The 18340-nt window shown below is 69.5% G+C and carries 11 protein-coding genes; 3 read left to right on the top strand and 8 right to left on the bottom strand.

The window, feature by feature from the left end; genetic code table 11:
* Positions 1 to 13: 13 nt before the first annotated feature.
* The 6 genes from ABZ464_RS13505 to ABZ464_RS13480 form a co-directional block, all read right to left on the bottom strand.
* Complete coding sequence (locus ABZ464_RS13505) at positions 14 to 2068, bottom strand: PKD domain-containing protein (protein WP_359275379.1); 2055 nt, start codon at positions 2066 to 2068, stop codon at positions 14 to 16.
* 128 nt (positions 2069 to 2196) lie between these two features.
* On the bottom strand, positions 2197 to 3048 hold the full coding sequence (locus ABZ464_RS13500; RefSeq protein ID WP_359275376.1) for an ATP-binding cassette domain-containing protein: 852 nt from the start codon (positions 3046 to 3048) through the stop codon (positions 2197 to 2199).
* A gap of 3 nt (positions 3049 to 3051) precedes the next feature.
* Entirely contained in the window at positions 3052 to 4818 is a 1767-nt protein-coding gene (locus ABZ464_RS13495; RefSeq protein ID WP_359275373.1) for a dipeptide/oligopeptide/nickel ABC transporter permease/ATP-binding protein, read from the bottom strand.
* Positions 4815 to 5756: an ABC transporter permease gene (locus ABZ464_RS13490; RefSeq protein ID WP_359275370.1), complete on the bottom strand. Its 942-nt coding sequence runs from the start codon at positions 5754 to 5756 to the stop codon at positions 4815 to 4817. Before ABZ464_RS13490 ends, ABZ464_RS13495 begins: the two co-directional genes overlap by 4 nt.
* Positions 5757 to 5786: 30 nt before the next feature.
* The gene (locus ABZ464_RS13485; RefSeq protein WP_359275367.1) at positions 5787 to 7322 is read right to left on the bottom strand and encodes an ABC transporter substrate-binding protein; all 1536 of its coding nucleotides are present in this window, start codon (positions 7320 to 7322) and stop codon (positions 5787 to 5789) included.
* Positions 7323 to 7629: 307 nt separating this feature from the next.
* Positions 7630 to 8772 carry a LacI family DNA-binding transcriptional regulator gene (locus tag ABZ464_RS13480; protein ID WP_359275364.1) on the bottom strand — a complete coding sequence of 381 codons (1143 nt, stop codon included), beginning with the start codon at positions 8770 to 8772 and terminating at the stop codon, positions 7630 to 7632.
* Between the two features lie 226 nt (positions 8773 to 8998).
* On the opposite strand from ABZ464_RS13480, the gene ABZ464_RS13475 reads away from it, so the two are divergent.
* Genes ABZ464_RS13475 through ABZ464_RS13465 form a run of 3 tightly spaced genes read left to right on the top strand, consistent with a single transcriptional unit; the run spans position 8999 to position 15303 of the window.
* Positions 8999 to 11812 (top strand): glycoside hydrolase family 78 protein, encoded by a 2814-nt coding sequence (locus tag ABZ464_RS13475; protein ID WP_359275361.1) that lies wholly within the window; start codon positions 8999 to 9001, stop codon positions 11810 to 11812.
* Between the two features lie 31 nt (positions 11813 to 11843).
* Positions 11844 to 14243: a glycoside hydrolase family 3 N-terminal domain-containing protein gene (locus ABZ464_RS13470; protein WP_359275358.1), complete on the top strand. Its 2400-nt coding sequence runs from the start codon at positions 11844 to 11846 to the stop codon at positions 14241 to 14243.
* Positions 14236 to 15303, top strand: coding sequence for a family 43 glycosylhydrolase (locus ABZ464_RS13465; protein WP_359275355.1), 1068 nt, complete (start codon positions 14236 to 14238; stop codon positions 15301 to 15303). Before ABZ464_RS13470 ends, ABZ464_RS13465 begins: the two co-directional genes overlap by 8 nt.
* A 214-nt stretch (positions 15304 to 15517) precedes the next feature.
* Here the strand turns inward: ABZ464_RS13465 and ABZ464_RS13460 are convergent, their stop codons facing one another.
* Positions 15518 to 17272, bottom strand: coding sequence for a DUF5060 domain-containing protein (locus ABZ464_RS13460; RefSeq protein WP_359275352.1), 1755 nt, complete (start codon positions 17270 to 17272; stop codon positions 15518 to 15520).
* Positions 17273 to 17346: 74 nt separating this feature from the next.
* Positions 17347 to 18336 carry a TIM barrel protein gene (locus ABZ464_RS13455; RefSeq protein ID WP_359275348.1) on the bottom strand — a complete coding sequence of 330 codons (990 nt, stop codon included), beginning with the start codon at positions 18334 to 18336 and terminating at the stop codon, positions 17347 to 17349.
* Positions 18337 to 18340 lie beyond the last annotated feature (4 nt).

Below are 18340 nucleotides of genomic sequence, written 5' to 3'. Positions count from 1 at the left end.
ATGAGCACCCGGGTCAGCGCACGACGACCCGTACCCGGCCCAGGTTGCGCGCCCGGGCGAACGGCGTGTGCGCGTCGCCCTCGCGCTGAGCGGTGGCGCGCAGTGCCACGAAGTACGTGCCGGGCTTGTCGTAGGTGAAGGCCGCCTGTACCTCCGCGGTCTCCCGCGCGGGGCCGCAGGGGTGTGCGGTGAAGGTCCCGGATCCGGTGAAGTCCCATTCGGTGGACACGAGCCGGCCGGCCTTCGGGGGCATCTCGATCCTGGCCCGGAAGACGACCGGCCGTCCGGCGGCGACCTCGATCCGGTCCCGGCCGTGCACCGTGAGGTCGACGACGGGCTGGACACCCAGCCGGGCGCGGGCCCGCGTCGGCACCTCGACCTGGCTGTCGCGCATGGTGTACGAGGTCGTCCGCGCCGGTGCCCTGCCCTTTTCCACCCAGGCGCTCAGGTCACGGAGTGCGTGCTCCAGGATGCCGGTCCACTCGACCAGTCGGGTCGCACGGGCTCCCGTGACGGGACCCTCCAGATGGTCGGCGCTGTCGTTGTACCAGAGCCGGTAGGTGTCGTCGAACCGGTCGCCCATGGCCTGCTTCACCTGGGCGCCGTACCAGTCGGCGGGCACGGGGCAGGCGTCGCAGTCGAGCAGGTTGGCGACCACAATGACCTTGCCGTTCACCTTGCCGGTGTGCGTGCCGCCGTCGCTGGTGCCGGCGGATATGAGTGGGCCGATCTGGATCGCCCGCTGCGGGTACAGGGGCTGTCCGTCCGGTCCGCGGTACTGGTCGAAGGTGTGGAATCCGGGCCGGGTCGGAACCTGATGCCGGTGGTAGGCGTGGAAGGCGAGGTACCAGCGGTTGTCGGACTGGAGCCTGACACCGCCGGCGAGGGCGTCGAGGACGTCCGCGCTGTTTCCGTCCGCGAGGGTGAACACCTTGGCGTCGACGTCCAGCGAACCCTTCAGCGCGCCGACGTCCGTCGTGCCGTCCGCACCGCGGACCGTGAAGTCGAGGGGTGTCCTGATCGCTGTCGACGGCACACTGTCGAGGAGGAGAGCCGTCGGCACGTTGTCCGCGTTGCGGCGCACCTCGGTGACGGTCGATGTGTGATCGATCCGCGCGGCACGGACCAGGTCGCCGAGAGGGGACTTCTCGGTGCCCAGATAGCCCGGCTTCGACCAGAAGTCATCCGCGTACGTGGGATCGATGCTGCGCACGACGGCCACGAACCCCAGCAGGTTGTCGGGGTCCACCGGCAGTTTGAGTACGTAGGAGTAGTCCTCCCACGTCCGGAGCGGAACACCCATGCTCGACACCTCGCGCAGCATGGCGCGCTCGACGCTGTTGAGACCGGCGTAGGGATCGCCCGTGCCTCCGGGGCTGACCGCGTCACCGATGCGGGCGGCCTTCTCCCGCAGCACGAGCCTGGCCAGGGCGCGCACGGTGAAACTGTTCGGGATGGACACCGGGCTGCCGGGTATGAACGGCACCGCTCCGTCCCACACGCCCACGGTGTTCTCTATGGCGCCGATGGTCTGGTAGGAACCGCCGCTGCCGCCGTAGAGGTATCCGTAGATCCGCCGGCTGGAACGGTAGTACTTCGCCGCGACCGTCCTGGAGAACTTGGCCGCCGCCGCCTCGACGCGGTAACCGATGCCTCCGTTGGTCTGGACGACGTACGCGCCGCTGGCCGCGCCGAAGGCGACGACGTCGTCGGGGGCCTGCTCGTCCTGGGTCGGGTACACCTTGTGGAAGAACCGCCCCTGCCACTGCTTCTCGGGGGGCAGGTAGATGGTGAACTTCTTCGACGTGCCCTCGAAGTGGCCGGACACCTTCCGGTGCCGCACGGGGGAGGTGAGGTCTTCCTCGCTGTCGATCACGGGCCGGTTGTACGTCGGGTCGTCGCAGTCGGGCGTGATCTGCACGGGGCCGCCGGGGCCGCTCGCCGTGCAGGTCGGCCGTGCCTCGGCCGAAGCGGGGGTACTGAGCAGCGGGGTCGCTCCCAGCACGACGGCGGTGCCTGCCGCCGAGGTGCGGACGAAATCGCGTCTGGAGGGTCGTCGTACGGTCATGTGCTTCTCCTGGGAGGGGAGGTGCTGCGCTGGTTCGTGGTGGGCTGACGCGGGTTCCGCGCTGCTGCGGGCATGCCGGGGAGCCGCCGGTACTCACCGGCGTACGGGCCGACCGGCGCGGCTGTGCGTCAGCGGGCGTCCGTGGTCTCGGGCACGCCGGTGCCCTCGGCGGCGGCGAGGCTCAGCCGCTTCGCCCGGCGGACGCGCTGTCGCTTCGGGTCGGCGACAGGCGCCGCCATCTGGAGCTTGCGGGTGTAGGGGTGCTGCGGATTCGTCGCGACGTCGTGGGCGTCGCCGATCTCGGCGATGCGCCCCTGGTTGAGGACGGCGATCCGATCGCTCACCTGGTTCACCACGCCCAGGTCATGGCTGATGAACAGATACGCCACACCCGTGTCGCGCTGGATGTCCTGGAGGAGCGCGAGCACCCGGGCCTGTGTCGTGACGTCCAGGGCGCTGGTGGGTTCGTCGCAGATGATGACCGAGGGGTCCAGGGCGAGGGCCCGCGCGATGGCGACGCGCTGCCGCTGCCCGCCGGAGAACTCCCGCGGGTACCTTCCGCCGGAGTCGGCCGGGAGACCGACGGCGTCCAGGAGTTCCCGTACCCGTGCCCGTCCGTCCCGGGAGCCGGCGGCGAGAAGGGGTTCCACCAGGATGTCCTCGACCACCATCGACGGGTTCAGTGAGGAGTAAGGGTCCTGGAACACGACCTGGATGTCGCGTGCGATCTTGCGTCGGCGGGCCCGGGAGATGTTGCTGATGGCCTCGCCGCGGAAGAAGACGGAGCCGGAGGTCACCGGCGCGAGCCCGAGGATCGCCCGGCCGATCGTCGTCTTCCCCGATCCGGACTCGCCCACCAGGCTCAGGGTCTCCCCCGCGCGCAGGTCGAACGAGACGTCGTCGATCACCGTGGCGCCCGTGCCCCGGCGCCCTCCGTAGCGCACGACGAGGTTCTCGACCTTCAGGACCGTCTCCGTCATCCGTCACACCTCCGCGATCTCGACACGGCGTGCCGACGAGAGCAGTTCCCTTGTGTACGCCTCGGCGGGCGCCTCGAAGAGCGCGTCCACATCACTGCGCTCCACGATGTGTCCGTCCTTCATCACGCTGACCCGGTCGCAGAGGTCCGCCACGACGCCCAGATTGTGCGTCACGAGGATCACGGCGAGGCCGCGTTCGTCCCGCAGCTCGCGGAGCAGTTCGAGTACCTCCGCCTGAACGGTCACGTCCAGGGCGGTGGTCGGCTCGTCCGCCACGATCAGGTCCGGGCCCGAGGCGATCGCGCCGCAGATGAGGACGCGCTGGGCCATGCCGCCGGAGATCTCGTGCGGGTACTGCCCGAAGACCCGTTCCGGGTTCTTGATCCCGACCCGCGCGAGGAGGGCCAGCAGTTCCTGTTCCGCCTCCCGCTTCGTGATGTCCTTCACCGCGCGCAGGCCGTACGTGAGCTGCGCGCCCACCGTGAAGCAGCTGTCGAGGTTCGACATGGGTTCCTGCGGTACGTAGGCGATCCGCCGGCCGCGCGCCTCACGCATGTGCTGCTCGTCGGCGAGCAGATCCTTGCCGTCGAGGACGATGCTGCCGCCCAGGACGACCGCCTCGCGGGGCAGGATGCCGAGGGTGGAGAAGGCGATCTGCGACTTGCCGGACCCGGACTCGCCGACCAGCCCGTGGATCTCTCCGCGCCGTACGTCGAGGTCGACGCCGTGCACCACCTCGTTCACCCCGTCCTCGCCGTCCGGGTAGCCGATGCGCAGGCCGCGTACCGACAGCACCGTGTCCGCCGGAGCGGTCGTCGTCTCCTCGCCCGCCGTCCGCTCCCGCGCCTGCCGGATCAGTTCGCGGCGCCGGCTCGGGGTCACAGTCTTGCTGTGGGCGGACGACTGGAGCACGTCACGCAGGGCGTTGCCCAGCAGGACGAGCGCCAGGACGGTCAGGCTGATGAGGAGCGCGGGCCACAGGACGCCGGCCTTGTTGTTGTAGATGTTTCCGAACGCCTCCTGGAGAACTCCGCCCCAGGATGCCTTGGTCGGGTCGCTCAGGCCGAGGAAGCCCAGTCCGGCCTCGATGCTGATCGCCGAGGCCAGGACGAACGCACTCTGGATGATCACGGGCGCGCGGACGGCCCAGAGCACATGGCGGCCGACGATCCGCAGATCGGAGAGTCCGACCACCTTGGCCGCGTCCACGTACAGCTCGCTGCGGACCCCGAGGACGACGTTCCTGACCAGGCGGAAGTAGGACGGTGCGACGATGAGCCCGTAGGTGGCCATCGCCGCCACGATGTTCGCCCCGGTCCGCGTGTAGAGCGCGATGAGCAGGATGATGCCGGGGGTGGCCATGACCACGTCGGAGGCCCAGTTCGACACGGCGTCGACCCTGCCCCGGTAGAAACCGGCGACGAGACCGGTGGTCACTCCGAGCACCATGGAGACGAGGAGCACCACCACACAGGCGATCAGGGTCTGCTGGGTGCCGCTCATGAGCCGGGACAGGATGTCCCGTCCCGTCGAGTCCGTCCCGAGGAGGTGCCCGGCGGAGAACGGTGAGGTGTTCACCGAGTTGACGTCCGTCACGTTCTGGCCGTGCGGGGCCAGCCAGGGACTGGCCAGTCCCGCGAACGCGACGCAGATCAGGAAGGTCAGGCAGACGAGGGCCTGCGGGTTGGTGAGCAGCCTTCTGACGAGCGAGGCTCCCTTGGCGGCCGGCTGGGCGGGCCCGGCCGTGGTCAGCGGGGGCGTCGTGGTCATCGCTTCCTCGCTTTCGGGTTGACCGCTGCCGTGACGAGGTCGCCCAGCAGGTTGACGACGAGGACGACGAGGATGGTCACCAGCACGCATCCCATGACCAGCGGCACGTCGCCCTTCTGGGCGGAGGTGTTGCTGAGGTCGCCCAGGCCCGGCAGCGCGAACACCGACTCGATGATCACCGCCCCGCCGATGAGTCCGAGGGTCTGCAGGCTCAGGGTGGTCAGTCCGGGACCGGCGGCGTTGCGCAGCACGTGCCGGAAGACCACCCGTGACTCGGGGATGCCGCGTGCCCGCAGGGTGCGGACGAAATCCTGCGACAGCGTGTCGAGGACCGCTCCGCGGAACTGTGCGGCGGCGTTGGCGACGGAGCCGATGAGCAGCGCGATCACCGGGAGGGCGATCGATTCGAGCCACCCGCCGAGGCTCTGGTCCGGCGAGACGTACCCCGTCGCCGGGAACATCCGGATCGAGACGGCGAAGGCGAAGACGAGACCGATGCCGATGATGAAGGGCGGTATGGCCGCGCCCAGGACCGACATGACCTGCACCATCCGGTCGATCCATCCGCCGCGGACGGCGGCGGCGACCCCGATGAGGACGCTCACCGCCGTCGTCAGCACGATCGTCAGCACGATGAGAGCCAGGGTCACCGGCACCCGGGAGGAAAGGGCGGATGTCACGGACTCGCCCGTGAAGAAGGACTCGCCGAGGTCACCGGTGACAACCCCCTTGAGCCAGTCCCCATACTGGACCAGCAGCGGCTTGTCCAGCCCCAGCTTGACCACCTCGGCCCGGACGTCGCTCTCGGTCGCTCTCACTCCGAGGACCGACCGCGCGATGCCCGTCCCGTTGCCGTACATCAGGGCGAAGGTCGCGAAGCTGACGAGAAGCAGCACGCTCGCCGAGCGGACCAGTTTCCTCAGTACTGCACCCAACACCTGCGGCTCCAATCGTTCCCGTCCGTCGGCCTACTGGAAGTCCCACAGCATGGGGTGCAGACCACTCGGGTCGGTGGACGGGCGGACATTGACCTTCGGGTTGTAGGCGTAGTGCATGCTCGCCTGCACCATGGGCACGAACCAGGCCTGGTCGACGACGTAGCGGTTGAGGGCCTGCTGCTCCTTGGCGGACTCGGCCGGGCCGCCGGTCAGGATCTTGTCCCAGCCCTTGGCCACCGTCGCGTCCTTCTGGTGCATCACGTTCCAGATGCCGTCGGGCAGCAGGTAGTCGCTGATGTCCAGGACCGAGTCACCGTAGTTGCCGAGCTGCCAGAACGGGGCGGGGTACTTGCCGCTGAGCAGTTCGCTGATGGCGTTGGGACCGGTCAGGTTGACCTGCTTGACCTTGATGTTCAGCAGGCCCAGCTGCTGGATGACGACCGGCATCAGCGGTTCGAGGTTCTGGCCCTGCATGAACGGTATCTCCAGCGTGAAACCCTTCGGGTATCCCGCCTTCTTCATCAGGGCCTTCGCGGCCTTGACGTCGAAGGGGTAGGGGTCCTTGAGGCCGTCGATGTACGCCGCGCTGCCCGGGCGGAAGATCTGGGCGGTCGGGTCGGCCAGGCCGCGGTAAATGTTCTTCGCGATGGCCTCCTTGTCGAAGACCATGTTCATCGCGCGGCGCACGTCGACGTTGCCGAGAGCCGGGACCTTCTTGCCGAGGTGGTCCGTCAGCAGCAGCCGGGTCACCTGGGACTTCTGCGACTGGATCTTCAGCTTGGCGGCCTCGGCCTGGCTGTAGGTCGCCTGGGTGATCAGGGAGCCGTCGATCTGTCCCGTCTTGAGGGCGTTGATCGCCGCGGTCTCGTTGGTGAGCACCTTCAGGACGAGCTTCTTGTACGGGAAGGTCTTGGAGTCCCAGTAGCCGTCGTTCTTGACGAAGGTGTACACCGAGCCGGCGGTGGTCGCCGAGGTGTCGAGCGTGTAGGGGCCGGAGCCGACCGGGGCCTTGTTGAGTTTGCCGGAGGCCAGGTACTTCGGACTCGCCATTCTGACGTCGCACAGACGGGCGACGAACATCGGATTCGGCTTCAGGGTGATCTTGACGGCGAGATCGCCCTGTGTGGAGATTTCCCAGCCGGCCAACCGGGCCGCGCCGGCGCCATGGTCGCGCCCGTATTCGATCGACGCCTTCACCGCCTCGGCGTTCACGGGGGTGCCGTCCGAGAACTTCATCCCCGGGTGAAGGGTGAACGTTCCGCCGGTGTTGTCCGGGTTCAGGTCCCAGGACTTCGCGGCACCCGGCCGGGGCTTGCCCTGCCCATCGCAGCGGAGCAGGGTGTCGTAGACGGCGGACGCGCCCCAGCCCTGGTAGCTGGGCTGGTTGGTGGGGTCCCAGCCCTGGATGTCCTGGCTCATGCCGAGCGTGAGGGTGCTCTTGGTCTTTCCGCCGCCCTCGTTCCCCGCGCTGGAGCCGGCATCGGTACAGCCGCTCAACGCGGCGAGTGCGGCCACGGCCGTGATCATGGTGACCGCTCTGTGAGCGGGCCGAATGGTGCGCCTCATCGTTGACTCCTTCGGACGCTAATGAGGGTGCCGCCGGGGCCATGTGCCACCTGGCGGGAAATCGTCCCAGCGCCTCGGGACAGACCGGCGCAGACTGGACGGAAAGAAGAGGGTGTACAACGTTCTACGCGGCAACGTACGGAGCCGATTCGGCCGCGTCAAGAGGGTGCTCCGGCCCGCGTGGGTAACGGTTCCGCAACGCACCCGTAGCCTTGTGTTCGCACTCGCCGACGTACGGACACGAGTCACCGCCGACGCGGCAACCCCGGTTGAGCAGGGAGGATACGTGCCGGCAACGCAGCAGCGCTCAGCCGAGTCTCTTCGGCACCCGGGCCCCGGCCGCGGGAGCCGCACTGGTCCCGCGCGGCAGGAGCCGAGGCGCCACGACGTAGTGGACGGGCTGGGTGCGGCCTTCCAGCCGTTCCAGGAGGAGGCGGGCGCTCATCTGGCCGGTGAGGTGGCCGGACTGGTCGACGGTGGTGAGGGAGACCCTGCCGATCGACGAGGCGTTGACGTTGTCGTATCCGGTCACGGTGAGGTCTTCGGGCACCCGCAGGCCACGTTCCTCCGCCGCCCGCAGCACGCCGAGGGCGGCGATGTCGGCGCCGGCGAAGATCGCGGTGGGCGGCGTGGGTCTGGAGAGGGCTTCGAGCGCGGCGCGGTGTCCGCCTTCCTCGGTGAAGGACGTCTCGATGACGTCCGGTTCCAGGCCGTGCCGTTTCATCGCCGCCACGAAGCCGTCCAGCCGCGCGGTGTGCGCGAGGACGTGCGGACGTTCCAGCCCGCCCATGGGGTGAGTCGTGTGCACGATGCGCCGATGACCGAGGCCCACGAGGTGATCGACCATGAGACGCGCTCCGCCCTGGTCGTCGTCCACGACGGTGTCGTAGCCGGCCGCACCGCCGTGCCGGGCGACGACCACCGTGGGCAGGCTCGCCCCGAGACGGTCCAGCCAGGACGTGCTCATGGCCGGCGAGATGATGACGAGGCCGTCGACACCCCGGTCCATCAGCGCCTCGACGCTGCGCTGCTGACGTTCCCGTTCGAGCCCGCCGGTGACGAGTATCTCCTGGTAGGGGGTCGGTTCCAGTTCGTCCGTGACGCCCTCGACGATCTCCGGCTGGAACGGATGCGACAGCGCCACGAGCATGACGCCCACCGTGTACGAACGGCCGCGCATCGCACGGGCGCCCGCCTGCGGGCGGTACCCCAGCTTCTCGATCGCGGCGGTGACCTTGGCCCGCATCTCGGGACTGACGCCATAGGCGTCGCGGAGAACCTTCGACACCGCCGACACGGAGACCTGCGCCTCCCTGGCCACGTCCTGAATGGTGACGCGGCGCACGCCGGAGGCCCCCGGACTCCTGCCGACGCGGCCACCCCGCCGCTCCTGTCCGTCCTGTGCGGCGGTCATCTCGCCCCGCCCCCCGTCAGCAGAGCTGGTGTCCATGCGCGCCATGCTACAAGCGCCGCCGCTACCGGCTTTCTCATGGATCGACGTCCTCCCTCGTCCCTTGACACGTGGGAGCAGCGGTCCCTACGCTGCCCGGCGTAGAACGTTATACGAAACCGGCCCGACACACAGCGCTCATCACCGCGCGCGGGCGTTCCTGGGCAAGGCCGCGAAGCCTGCTCCAGGCCCGGTCACCGACTGCCTGAAAAGTCTGGAGACTTGCATGGCCGTGGCAGCCGCTCCCCACGCACCCCACTTCGAGCACCTCACCGACCGCTCCCCGCTGCGGGGTATCGGAACGGGCTCACCCCGACTTTCCTGGACGACCCCGCACGCGGACGCGGACTACCGGCAGACCGCCTACGAGGTGGAGATCCTGCGCGGCGGACGCGCCGAGCGCTACCGGGTGCACAGCACCGAACAGGTGCTGGTGCCCTGGCCCGCCGCGCCGCTGGGATCCCGTGAGTTCGCCTCGGTCCGCGTGCGCGTGGCGCACGACTCCGACTGGAGCGAGTGGAGCGAGCGTTCCGTCGTGGAGGCCGGACTGCTCGACACCTCCGACTGGTCCGCGGCCTTCGTCAGCCCGGTGGCCATCGGCGGCCTGCGGATGCCGGCACCGGTACTGCACGGCTCCCTGCGTGTGCCGGGCGAGGTGCGCAGGGCCCGCCTCTACGCCACCGCGCACGGCCTGTACACCGCCACCCTCAACGGTCACCGCGTCGGCGACCAGGTCCTCGCACCGGGCTGGACCGCGTACGAGCACCGGCTGCGCTACCAGACGTACGACGTCACGGACCTGGTACGCGAGGGCGACAACGAGCTGGACGTGCTGCTGGGCAACGGCTGGTACCGCGGACGCCTGGGCTTCAACGCCGAACGCGCCCTGTACGGTGACCGGCTGGCCCTGCTGGCGCAGTTGGAGGTCACCACCGCCGATGGTCAGGTGCACGTACTGGCCACCGACGGCACCTGGACCGCGCGGGAGAGCGAGGTGCTCGCCGACGACCTCTACGACGGTCAGCGCACCGACCTGCGGCGGCGCGACGCGCGCTGGCACACGACCGCCGGCGCCGTGGAGGTGGTGCCGGGCGACCTCGGTCGCCTCGTCGCACCGGAGGGGCCGCCGGTCCGGGTCGGCTGTCTTCTCCCCGCGGAGAAGGTGTGGACGTCACCGGCCGGCCGCACTCTGGTCGACTTCGGCCAGAACGCGGTGGGCTGGGTGCGGTTGCGCGTACGCGGTCTGGCATCCGGCAGCGAGGTCGTGGTCCGGCACGCGGAGGTCCTGGAGAACGGTGAACTCGCCACCCTTCCCCTGCGCACGGCCGAGGCGACCGACAGCTACCTCGTCGGCGGCGCCACCGAGGAGACTCTGGAGCCTTCCCTCACCTTCCACGGCTTCCGCTACGCGGAGGTGTCGGGTGTGCCCGGTCTGCGCGCGGAGGACGTGCACGCCGTGGTGATCGGCTCCGACCTGCGCCGCACAGGATGGTTCAGCTCCTCCCACGCTCTGCTCGACCGCTTCCACGAGAACGTGGTGTGGAGCATGCGCGGAAACTTCGTCGACATCCCCACGGACTGCCCCCAGCGCGACGAACGGCTCGGCTGGACCGGGGACATCCAGGTGTTCGCGCCGACGGCCGTGTTCCTGTTCGACAGCGCCGGATTCCTCAGCTCGTGGCTGGCGGACCTGGCCGCCGAACAACAGCCCGACGGGTCGGTGCCGTACGTGGTACCCGACGTGATCCGGACCCCGTCGCCCGCCGCGACGGCCTGGGGCGACGCCGCCGCTCTGGTCCCCTGGACGCTGTATCTGCGCACCGGCGACCGTGGGCTCCTGGAGCGTCAACTGCCCAGCATGCGCGCCTGGGTCGACCATGTGGCAGGCCTCGCCGGTCCCGACCGTCTCTGGTCGGGCGGCTTCCAGTTCGGCGACTGGCTCGACCCGACGGCTCCCGCGGAGGACGCCGCCCGCGCCAAGGCCGATCCCGACGTGGTGGCCACCGCGCACCTGGCCCGTTCGGCGGAGGTCGTGGCCGAGGCCGCGCGCGTGCTCGGGCGCACGGCCGAGGCCGACCGGTACGCCGCCCTGGCGGCCGAGGTACGTAGGGCGTTCGCGCACGCGTATGTCACCCGAAGCGGCCGGATCCTCTCCGACGCCCCGACGGTGTACGCCCTCGCCGTCCAGTGGGCGCTGCTGCCCAGCGCCGAGCAACGCGAACACGCCGGGCGGAGGCTGGCGGACCTGGTGCGTGCGAACGCGTTCCGCATCAGCACCGGCTTCGTGGGAACGCCGCTGGTGACCGACGCACTGGTCGCCACCGGGCATGTCGGGGTCGCCTACCGCCTGCTGTTGCAGACCCAGTGCCCGTCGTGGCTCTACCCGGTGACGATGGGTGCCACGACCGTCTGGGAGCGCTGGGACAGCATGCTGCCCGACGGCAGCGTCAACACCGGTGGGATGACGTCGTTCAACCACTACGCGCTCGGCGCCGTGGCGGACTGGCTCCACCGCACCGTCGCCGGACTGGCCCCCGCCGCGCCCGGTTACCGCGAGATCCTGGTCCAGCCGCGCCCCTCCGCCGACCTGACGTCCGCGTCGGCCCGTCACATCACTCCGTACGGCGCGGCCCATGTCGCCTGGGAAAGGTCCGCGGGAACGTTCCGCCTGACCGTACGCGTCCCGGTCGGTGCCACGGCCCACGTACATCTGCCCGGAGCGGACGAGCCCCTGACCGTCGGACACGGTGACCACCGTTGGGATGTGCCCGATCCGGTGGCCGGCGACACGGGGTCCGGCGCCGTGGCCACGGTCCGCAACCTGCTCGACGACGCGGGCATCTGGTCCCGGGTCGTGGCGTCGGCCGTCGACACCGGCGTCGTCCCGGGCGGCGAACCGGACATCGCCTCCCGTCTGGCCCCGTACCTCGATTCGCCGGTGGCCGTGGTCCCGAAGGCCCTCGCACCGCACGAGGTCAACCCCGCGACCAGGGCACTGGAACAGCGGCTGGACGCGATCCTCGGCCTGCGCCCCGCCTGACACCGATCCGCACCACAGGAAGAACACCCACATGGCCAGCAATGATCACCGCGACCTGCGCCTGCCCGCCGGCGAACGCGCCACCGTGCTGCTGCGGGAGCTGACGGTCGAGGAGAAGTGCCACCAACTCGTCTCGGTCATGCCCTGGACCCTGGTCCGCGCCGACGGTTCGGACTCCGACGAGGCCGAGCAGTGGCTGCAGAACCCGCCGGGGCATGTCGCGCAGCTCATCACCGACAACCCCGCGAAGCTCGCGCAGTTGGTCGGCAGCATGCAGCGGCAGGCCGTCGAGCGGACCCGGCTCGGCATTCCCATCCTGTTCCACCAGGAAGCGCTCAGCGGATTCCTCGCCGGCGGACACATGTCCTTCCCCACCGGTACGGGCCTGGCCGCGGCCTGGAGCCCGGATCTGGTCCAGGAGATGACCGAGCTGATCCGCCGCCAGATGATCCGCACGGGCATGCGGCACGCACTGTCCCCCGTGATGGACGTGGCGCTCGACCCGCGGTGGGGCCGGGTGCACGAGACCTACGGCGAGGACCCGTACCTGGCCGCTGCCCTCAGTGTCGCCTTCACTCGCGGCCTGCAGGGCGACGACCTGCGCCAGGGCGTCCTTGCCACCGGTAAGCACTTCCTCGGCTACGCCCTGCCGGTCGGCGGCGTCAACACCTCCGCGTACGAGGGAGGCGCGCGGCAGACCAGGGATCTGTTCGCCTACCCCTTCGAGGCCGCGATCCAGCTCGCCGGTCTGCGTTCGGTGATGAACTCCTACGGGGACGTGGACGGCATCCCCGTGGGCGCCTCACGGGAGGTGCTCACCGACCTGCTGCGCGGGGTCCTCGGATTCGACGGCTTCGTGTCGTCGGACTACACGACCCTGGACCAGCTGGTCGAACGCCAGCGGGTGGCGGACACCCCCGCGGAGGCCGCCTGCCTCACGATCGCGGCCGGACTCGACGTCGAGATGCCCAAACCGTACGGCTACGGCCAGGTGCTCGCCGAGGAGGTCCGGCGGGGCAACGCGGACATCGCGGACGTCGACACCAGCGTGTGGCGGGTGCTGCGGGCCAAGTTCGAGCTCGGGCTGTTCGAGAACCCGTATCCGGCGGAGCGCATCGACGTGGCGGCCGTCGCGGCCGAGGGCACGGAACTGTCGCAGGAGCTGGCCCGGCGGTCGGTCGTCCTCGCCAAGAACGACGGCATCCTCCCCCTGGCCGACGGGGTGAAGGTCGCCGTGGTCGGTCCGCACGCGGACGCGGCGAAGCTCCAGTTCGCGACCTACACCTACGCGGCGTGGCGGGAGGCGACGGATGCCGTGCTGAGCGGGGAGCTCGGCAACATGCTCGGCTCCGACGACGTCACCACCCCCTGGTACAAGGCTCTCGTGACACCCACCGACCCCGAAAAGCTGGTCCACGACCGGTTCGGCGCCCGCTCGATCGCGGAGGAGATCTCCGCCTTCGCCGGGCAGATGCGGACGGAGCAGGGCACCACGCTGACCCGGTCGCTGGGGGACGACGCGGTCGCACGGGCGGTGGAGATCGCCCAGGACTCCGACGTGGTGGTGCTCGCGCTCGGCGGCGCGAGCCTGTGGTTCACCGGGGAGCGCACCGAGGGGGAGGCCAGCGACACGGCGGACATCTCGCTGCCGGCCGCGCAGACGCGGCTCGCGGAGGCCATCGCCGCCACCGGCAAGCCCCTCGTGGTCGTCCTGGTACAGGGCCGTGCCTACGCGCTGCCCGAGGTGATCCGGGACTCTCCGGCGATCGTCATGGCATCCTACGCAGGCCCGTTCGGGCCGAAGGCGATCGCCGAGGTCCTCTTCGGCGTGACGAACCCCAGCGGCAAGCTGCCCTACAGCATCCCCCGGCATTCCGGCCAGGTCCCGGTGTACCACCACCAGAAGGCCGGCTCCGGCTACCGCAACCCACTGCCCCCGAGCGTCGACCGGCACTACCTCGACCTGGAGGCCACGCCCCTCTACCCCTTCGCACACGGCCTGAGCTTCACCGACTTCACTCTCGACGACCTGTCGCACGACGCGCAGGTCGACACCGACGGGACGATCCGGATCGCCACCACCGTCACCAACACCGGCCGGGTGACGGGTGCCACCGTCGTCCAGCTCTACGTCCGGGTGAACAGCAAGGGCGGTGTCACCCGGCCCGCACAGCAACTGGCCGGCTTCCGCCGGATCGAGGTGGAACCGGGCGACTCCCACCGGGTCACGTTCAGCCTCGCCGCCTCCCAGCTGGGCCACACCAACGCCGCCCGTGCGTTCGCGGTCGAACCCGCGCGCGTCGACTTCTTCCTCGGCTTCGACTCCGACGACCGACGGCTGACGGGCTCCCTCGACCTGGTGGGCGAGCCCCGTGAACTCACCAGCGCCCAGAGGGCCTTCCTCTCCGAGACGGTGACCGAACGTGCCTGAGACCTACGACTCCATCCGCCCGGGCCGGATCTGGCTCGACACCAACGGCAATCGCATCCAGGCGCATGGCGGTTCCCTCCTGTTCGAATACGGCACTTACTACTGGTACGGCGAGAACAAGGAGTACTCCAAGCCCGGCAGTGACATCTGGACCTGGGGCATTCGCTGCTACTCGTCGACGGACCTCTACAACTGGGAGGACCGCGGGCTGATCATCCCCCCGATCCTCGACGACCCCTCGTCGCCCCTGCACCCGTCGCAGTTCGTCGACCGGCCGCACATCGTCCGCCATCCGCGCACGGGAAAGTACGTGTGCTGGATCAAGATCATGGACAAGGACGGCGGCCAACGCTCGACGGTCCTCACGGCCGACTCCCTTCTCGGCCCCTATGACATCGTCCGCACCGGGCTCCGTCCGCTAGGCATGGACGCCGGCGACTTCGATCTGGTCGTCGACCCCGTGGACAGCAAGGGCTACTACTACTTCGAGCGTGTGCACAGCGAACTCGTCTGCGCCGACCTCACCGACGACTACACCGACGTCACCGGCCACTACTCGACACACTTCCCCCACCGGCACCCCCCGATGGTGCGCGAGGCTCCCGCGTACTTCCGGCGCGACGGCAGGCACTACCTGATCACCTCCGGCACTTCGGGCTACTTCCCGAACCGCTCCGAGGTGGCGGTGGCGGACACCTATCACGGGCCGTACACCGTGCTCGGGGACCCGCACCCGTCGGATGCGAGCGGCACGTCGTTCCGGTCCCAGATCAGCTCCGTCTTCAGGCATCCGACGCATCCGGACCTCTACATCGCGGTCGCCGACCGCTGGCTGCCCCATCTGTCGGAGGAGGCGTCCGACCAGACCGAGGCGTTCCACCGCTACTTCGGCGAGAAGGAGAGCGGCGGGGCGGAAGTGTCCCTCCCGCCGCAGGAGTTCGACACGTCGGTGGCCGACCATGTCTGGCTTCCGCTGCGTTTCGACGGGGACATGCCGGTGATCGAGTGGCGGCACGAGTGGCGGATCGAGGAGGTCACGGGACTTGAACGTCCGGCCTGAGACAGAAGGAGTCTCGAAGTCACCGTCGCGAGCATCGAAGGCGGCATCGTTCCACTCGACGCGGAAAGCCTCGCCCACAACGTCCTCGGCGATCTCGGAACCGACAAGCGGTACACCGACCGCGCGTTCATGGACCAATTCGGTGGTCATGGCGTGATGTTCGACTTCGAAAAGCCGTTGGTGGTGCATACCGGTCGCCCCACACACGGGATGCTCAGTCCTCCACCGCCCGCAGGCGGACCGCGATGTACGGGCGGCCGGGCAGCGGGAGTGTGAAGTCCCCTTCGTACGTGCCGGGAAGTTCGCTGACCGTCATGTTCCAGGTGTCGAGGACGTCGGCCCGGTAACGGACCCCGGGTTGCAGCAGGAAGGTCCGTCGGCGGGGTTGGCCGGTGCCGAAGTAGGCGAGCAGCCGGCGCCCCTTGACTCCACCGAGCGGGAAGTCGAAAGGCGACGGGAGCGGTTCGATGCCGGGCACGTCGGCGGGAAGTTCTTCGAGGATGGCGCGCAGGAATCCCATGCGCGCCGCGCTCTCGCCCTTGAGCACACCGCCCTTCGCCCACCACAGCACGTCGTCGTCGGCCAGCCAGCATTCTCCGTGGGTGACGTATCCACCCCGGACCACGCCCTCCCAGAAGCGGCGGACCAGTTCCTCAGGCGTGAGGTTCCCCCAGCCCTGTTCGATGTCGCCCTCGTAGCCCAGTTCGTCGAGCACCACCGGCTTCCCCCACCGGGAACGCCAGTCCGCCGTCCCCGCGGGGGGCTTCTGGATGCTGCAGTGGGTGACCCACTCGGCGTCGTTGTCCCAGATGTCGATGCAGTCGTGCACGCTGATCAGGTGTCCGTGCGGGTCGTGCGCGCGGATCACGGCCGCGATCCGGTGCCAGTCCTCGGTGTCCTTGGACCACACCAGGTCGTACTCGTTGGCCAGCGACCACCAGACGTTGGGCAGCGCGGCGAGCCGGGAGACCAGGTAGCGCACATAGCGTGCGTCGGCGACCGGGCTCATGTCGGAGAAGCCCCAGCGGTCGTACGCGTGGAAGAGGATGAGGTCGGCCTCGATGCCCAGCTCGCCGAGCTGGACGATCCGCTCCTCCAGGTGCCGGAAGTAGGCGGGGTTCGGCCGGCGGAAGTCCCAGCCGGACTCCGGTGTGCCCTCGAAGGGGTACAGGGGTGGTTCGTTGCTGTTGAAGAGGTACGACTTCGGGAAGACGCACATCCGGATCTTGTTGAAGGGGCCGCCGGCGAGGGTCCGCAGGGTCTGCTCCTCCAGTTCGGCGCCCTGGTGGGTCCAGGCGTAGGAGGTGGTCCCGACCGGGAAGTAGCGGGTGCCGTCGGTGTGGCGGAAATGGAATCGTTCGTGGACCCGTACCGGTCCGTGATCGTGCGGGCGGGCCGGGCCGCAGTGGAAGGTGCCGGTGACCGCATCCAGGGAGCGGGCGTTGCTCGCGGTGCGGAAGGTCCAGGTTCCCTCCTCGTCCGGCAGGAACCGGATGCGGTAGGTGCCCGCTCCGTCGTAGAAGCCGTGCGCGGTCAGCGTGCGGTCTCCGTGGCGGAACTCCGCCCGGAGTGCGACGTCCGTGAAGGGGTTGCCGTGCTCGGGCCCGTGCAGCTCCAGTTCGAACGTCCGCCACCGCGTCGCGGCTTCCTGTCGCACGCACCGGGCGCTGCCGATGGGCACCTCGGCCGACTCGTGGTCGGGAGACGGGACGACGTCCACCTCGGCGGCCGGGGACACGGGTGCGCGGACCGCTTCGGGGACGGTGGCGAGTTCGGCGTAGAGGGCGGCCTGCGCTTCGGGGTCGGTCCGCAGCCGCTCGATGAAGAACGAAAGCTGCCGCAGCGTTCCGTATCTGAACTGGACCGTCGTCAGCTCGTCGTCGAGGCGGGGCACGTGCTTGCGCACCACGGCTTCGGCCTGCTTGTCGCGCAGGACGTCGCCGAGGACGGATTCGGGGCCGTAGGGCATTCCTGATTCCTTGGGAACGTGGAGTTGTACGGAGGAGACGAAGGGTGGGACGACCGGTCGGCTGCCGGGCTGTGTCAGCCGAGCAGGGCCGTGCGGACGATGCGCTGGACGGCCATGGCGTCGTGCGCGGACTGTGCGGCGCGCAGTTCGGGCAGCGGCAGACGGGCCGCCCTGTCCTCCAGCGCGCGCAGGGTGGCGACGGATTCGCGGACGGCGTCCGCCGGGTCCTCGCGGTAGGGGAAGAGGTCCAGTTTCAGCGGCTCGTCCCAGCCGATCTGCCGGACCACGTGCAGGAACTCCAGGGTCTCCACGAGGTGGAGTGCTCCGGCGGTCAGATCGTCGTCCCACTCCCGGTAGTTGTCGTCCAGTTCGATGTCGACGAGACGGCCCATGGAGTGGGCGAGAGTGAGGACTTCGGCGGGATTCTCCTTGGCGAAGAGTGAGTGGCCGAAGTCCACGACCAGGCCGACGTTGTCCACGCCCATCTGCTCGATGGCGAGCAGGCTGGTGGCGGCGGTCGACCAGAAGAGACGGTTGCGGGGCTCTTTGAGCTTGTACTCGATGGCGAAGGTGACGTCGGGGAAGTTCCGGGCGACGTCCCGGATGCCCTCGATCGCGTGGCGGCGCAGATCGGCGTAGTCGACCTGGAAGGGGTAGTCGTAACCGTCCTGACCGGGCCAGAACTTCACGTAGCGGGCTCCGAGTCGGCCCGCCACCTCGACCGATTCGTGTGCGAGTTCGACGGCACGTCTGCGGGCGGAGGCGTCGGCGCTGGTGAACGAGCCGCTGCGGAAGCCGCGGTCGTAGATCACCGGCGTGATGTTGACCGCCGTCAGACCGTGCGCGGTGAGGGCCTTGCCGACGTCGTCGACGGTCACCCCCTCGTCGAAGGGGTAGTTGAGGTCCAGGCCGACCAACTGCCCCGAGGCGGCAGCCAGTTCGATGGCCCGCAGGGTCGGCACGGTCGGCCCGTAGCCGTCGGTGGCATAGCGGTCGATGATCCGGCCGAAGGTCCACATACCGCCGGTGAACGTGCGGCCGACGGGAGCCGTCTCAGGCTTCATGGCC

The sequence above is a fragment of the Streptomyces sp. NPDC005820 genome (assembly GCF_040630255.1).
Classification (GTDB): Bacteria; Actinomycetota; Actinomycetes; order Streptomycetales; family Streptomycetaceae; genus Streptomyces.
The sequence above is the reverse complement of the archived record's forward strand: the minus strand, read 5'-3'. Positions and strand labels throughout refer to the sequence as shown.

What these genes read in the sequence shown, in the direction of transcription:
- ABZ464_RS13505 (WP_359275379.1), bottom strand. Translation starts at nt 2,068, where the DNA reads ATGACCGTACGACGACCCTCCAGACGCGATTTCGTCCGCACCTCGGCG.
- ABZ464_RS13500 (WP_359275376.1), bottom strand. Translation starts at nt 3,048, where the DNA reads ATGACGGAGACGGTCCTGAAGGTCGAGAACCTCGTCGTGCGCTACGGA.
- ABZ464_RS13495 (WP_359275373.1), bottom strand. Translation starts at nt 4,818, where the DNA reads ATGACCACGACGCCCCCGCTGACCACGGCCGGGCCCGCCCAGCCGGCC.
- ABZ464_RS13485 (WP_359275367.1), bottom strand. Translation starts at nt 7,322, where the DNA reads ATGAGGCGCACCATTCGGCCCGCTCACAGAGCGGTCACCATGATCACG.
- ABZ464_RS13480 (WP_359275364.1), bottom strand. Translation starts at nt 8,772, where the DNA reads ATGGACACCAGCTCTGCTGACGGGGGGCGGGGCGAGATGACCGCCGCA.
- ABZ464_RS13475 (WP_359275361.1), top strand. Translation starts at nt 8,999, where the DNA reads ATGGCCGTGGCAGCCGCTCCCCACGCACCCCACTTCGAGCACCTCACC.
- ABZ464_RS13470 (WP_359275358.1), top strand. Translation starts at nt 11,844, where the DNA reads ATGGCCAGCAATGATCACCGCGACCTGCGCCTGCCCGCCGGCGAACGC.
- ABZ464_RS13460 (WP_359275352.1), bottom strand. Translation starts at nt 17,272, where the DNA reads ATGCCCTACGGCCCCGAATCCGTCCTCGGCGACGTCCTGCGCGACAAG.
- ABZ464_RS13455 (WP_359275348.1), bottom strand. Translation starts at nt 18,336, where the DNA reads ATGAAGCCTGAGACGGCTCCCGTCGGCCGCACGTTCACCGGCGGTATG.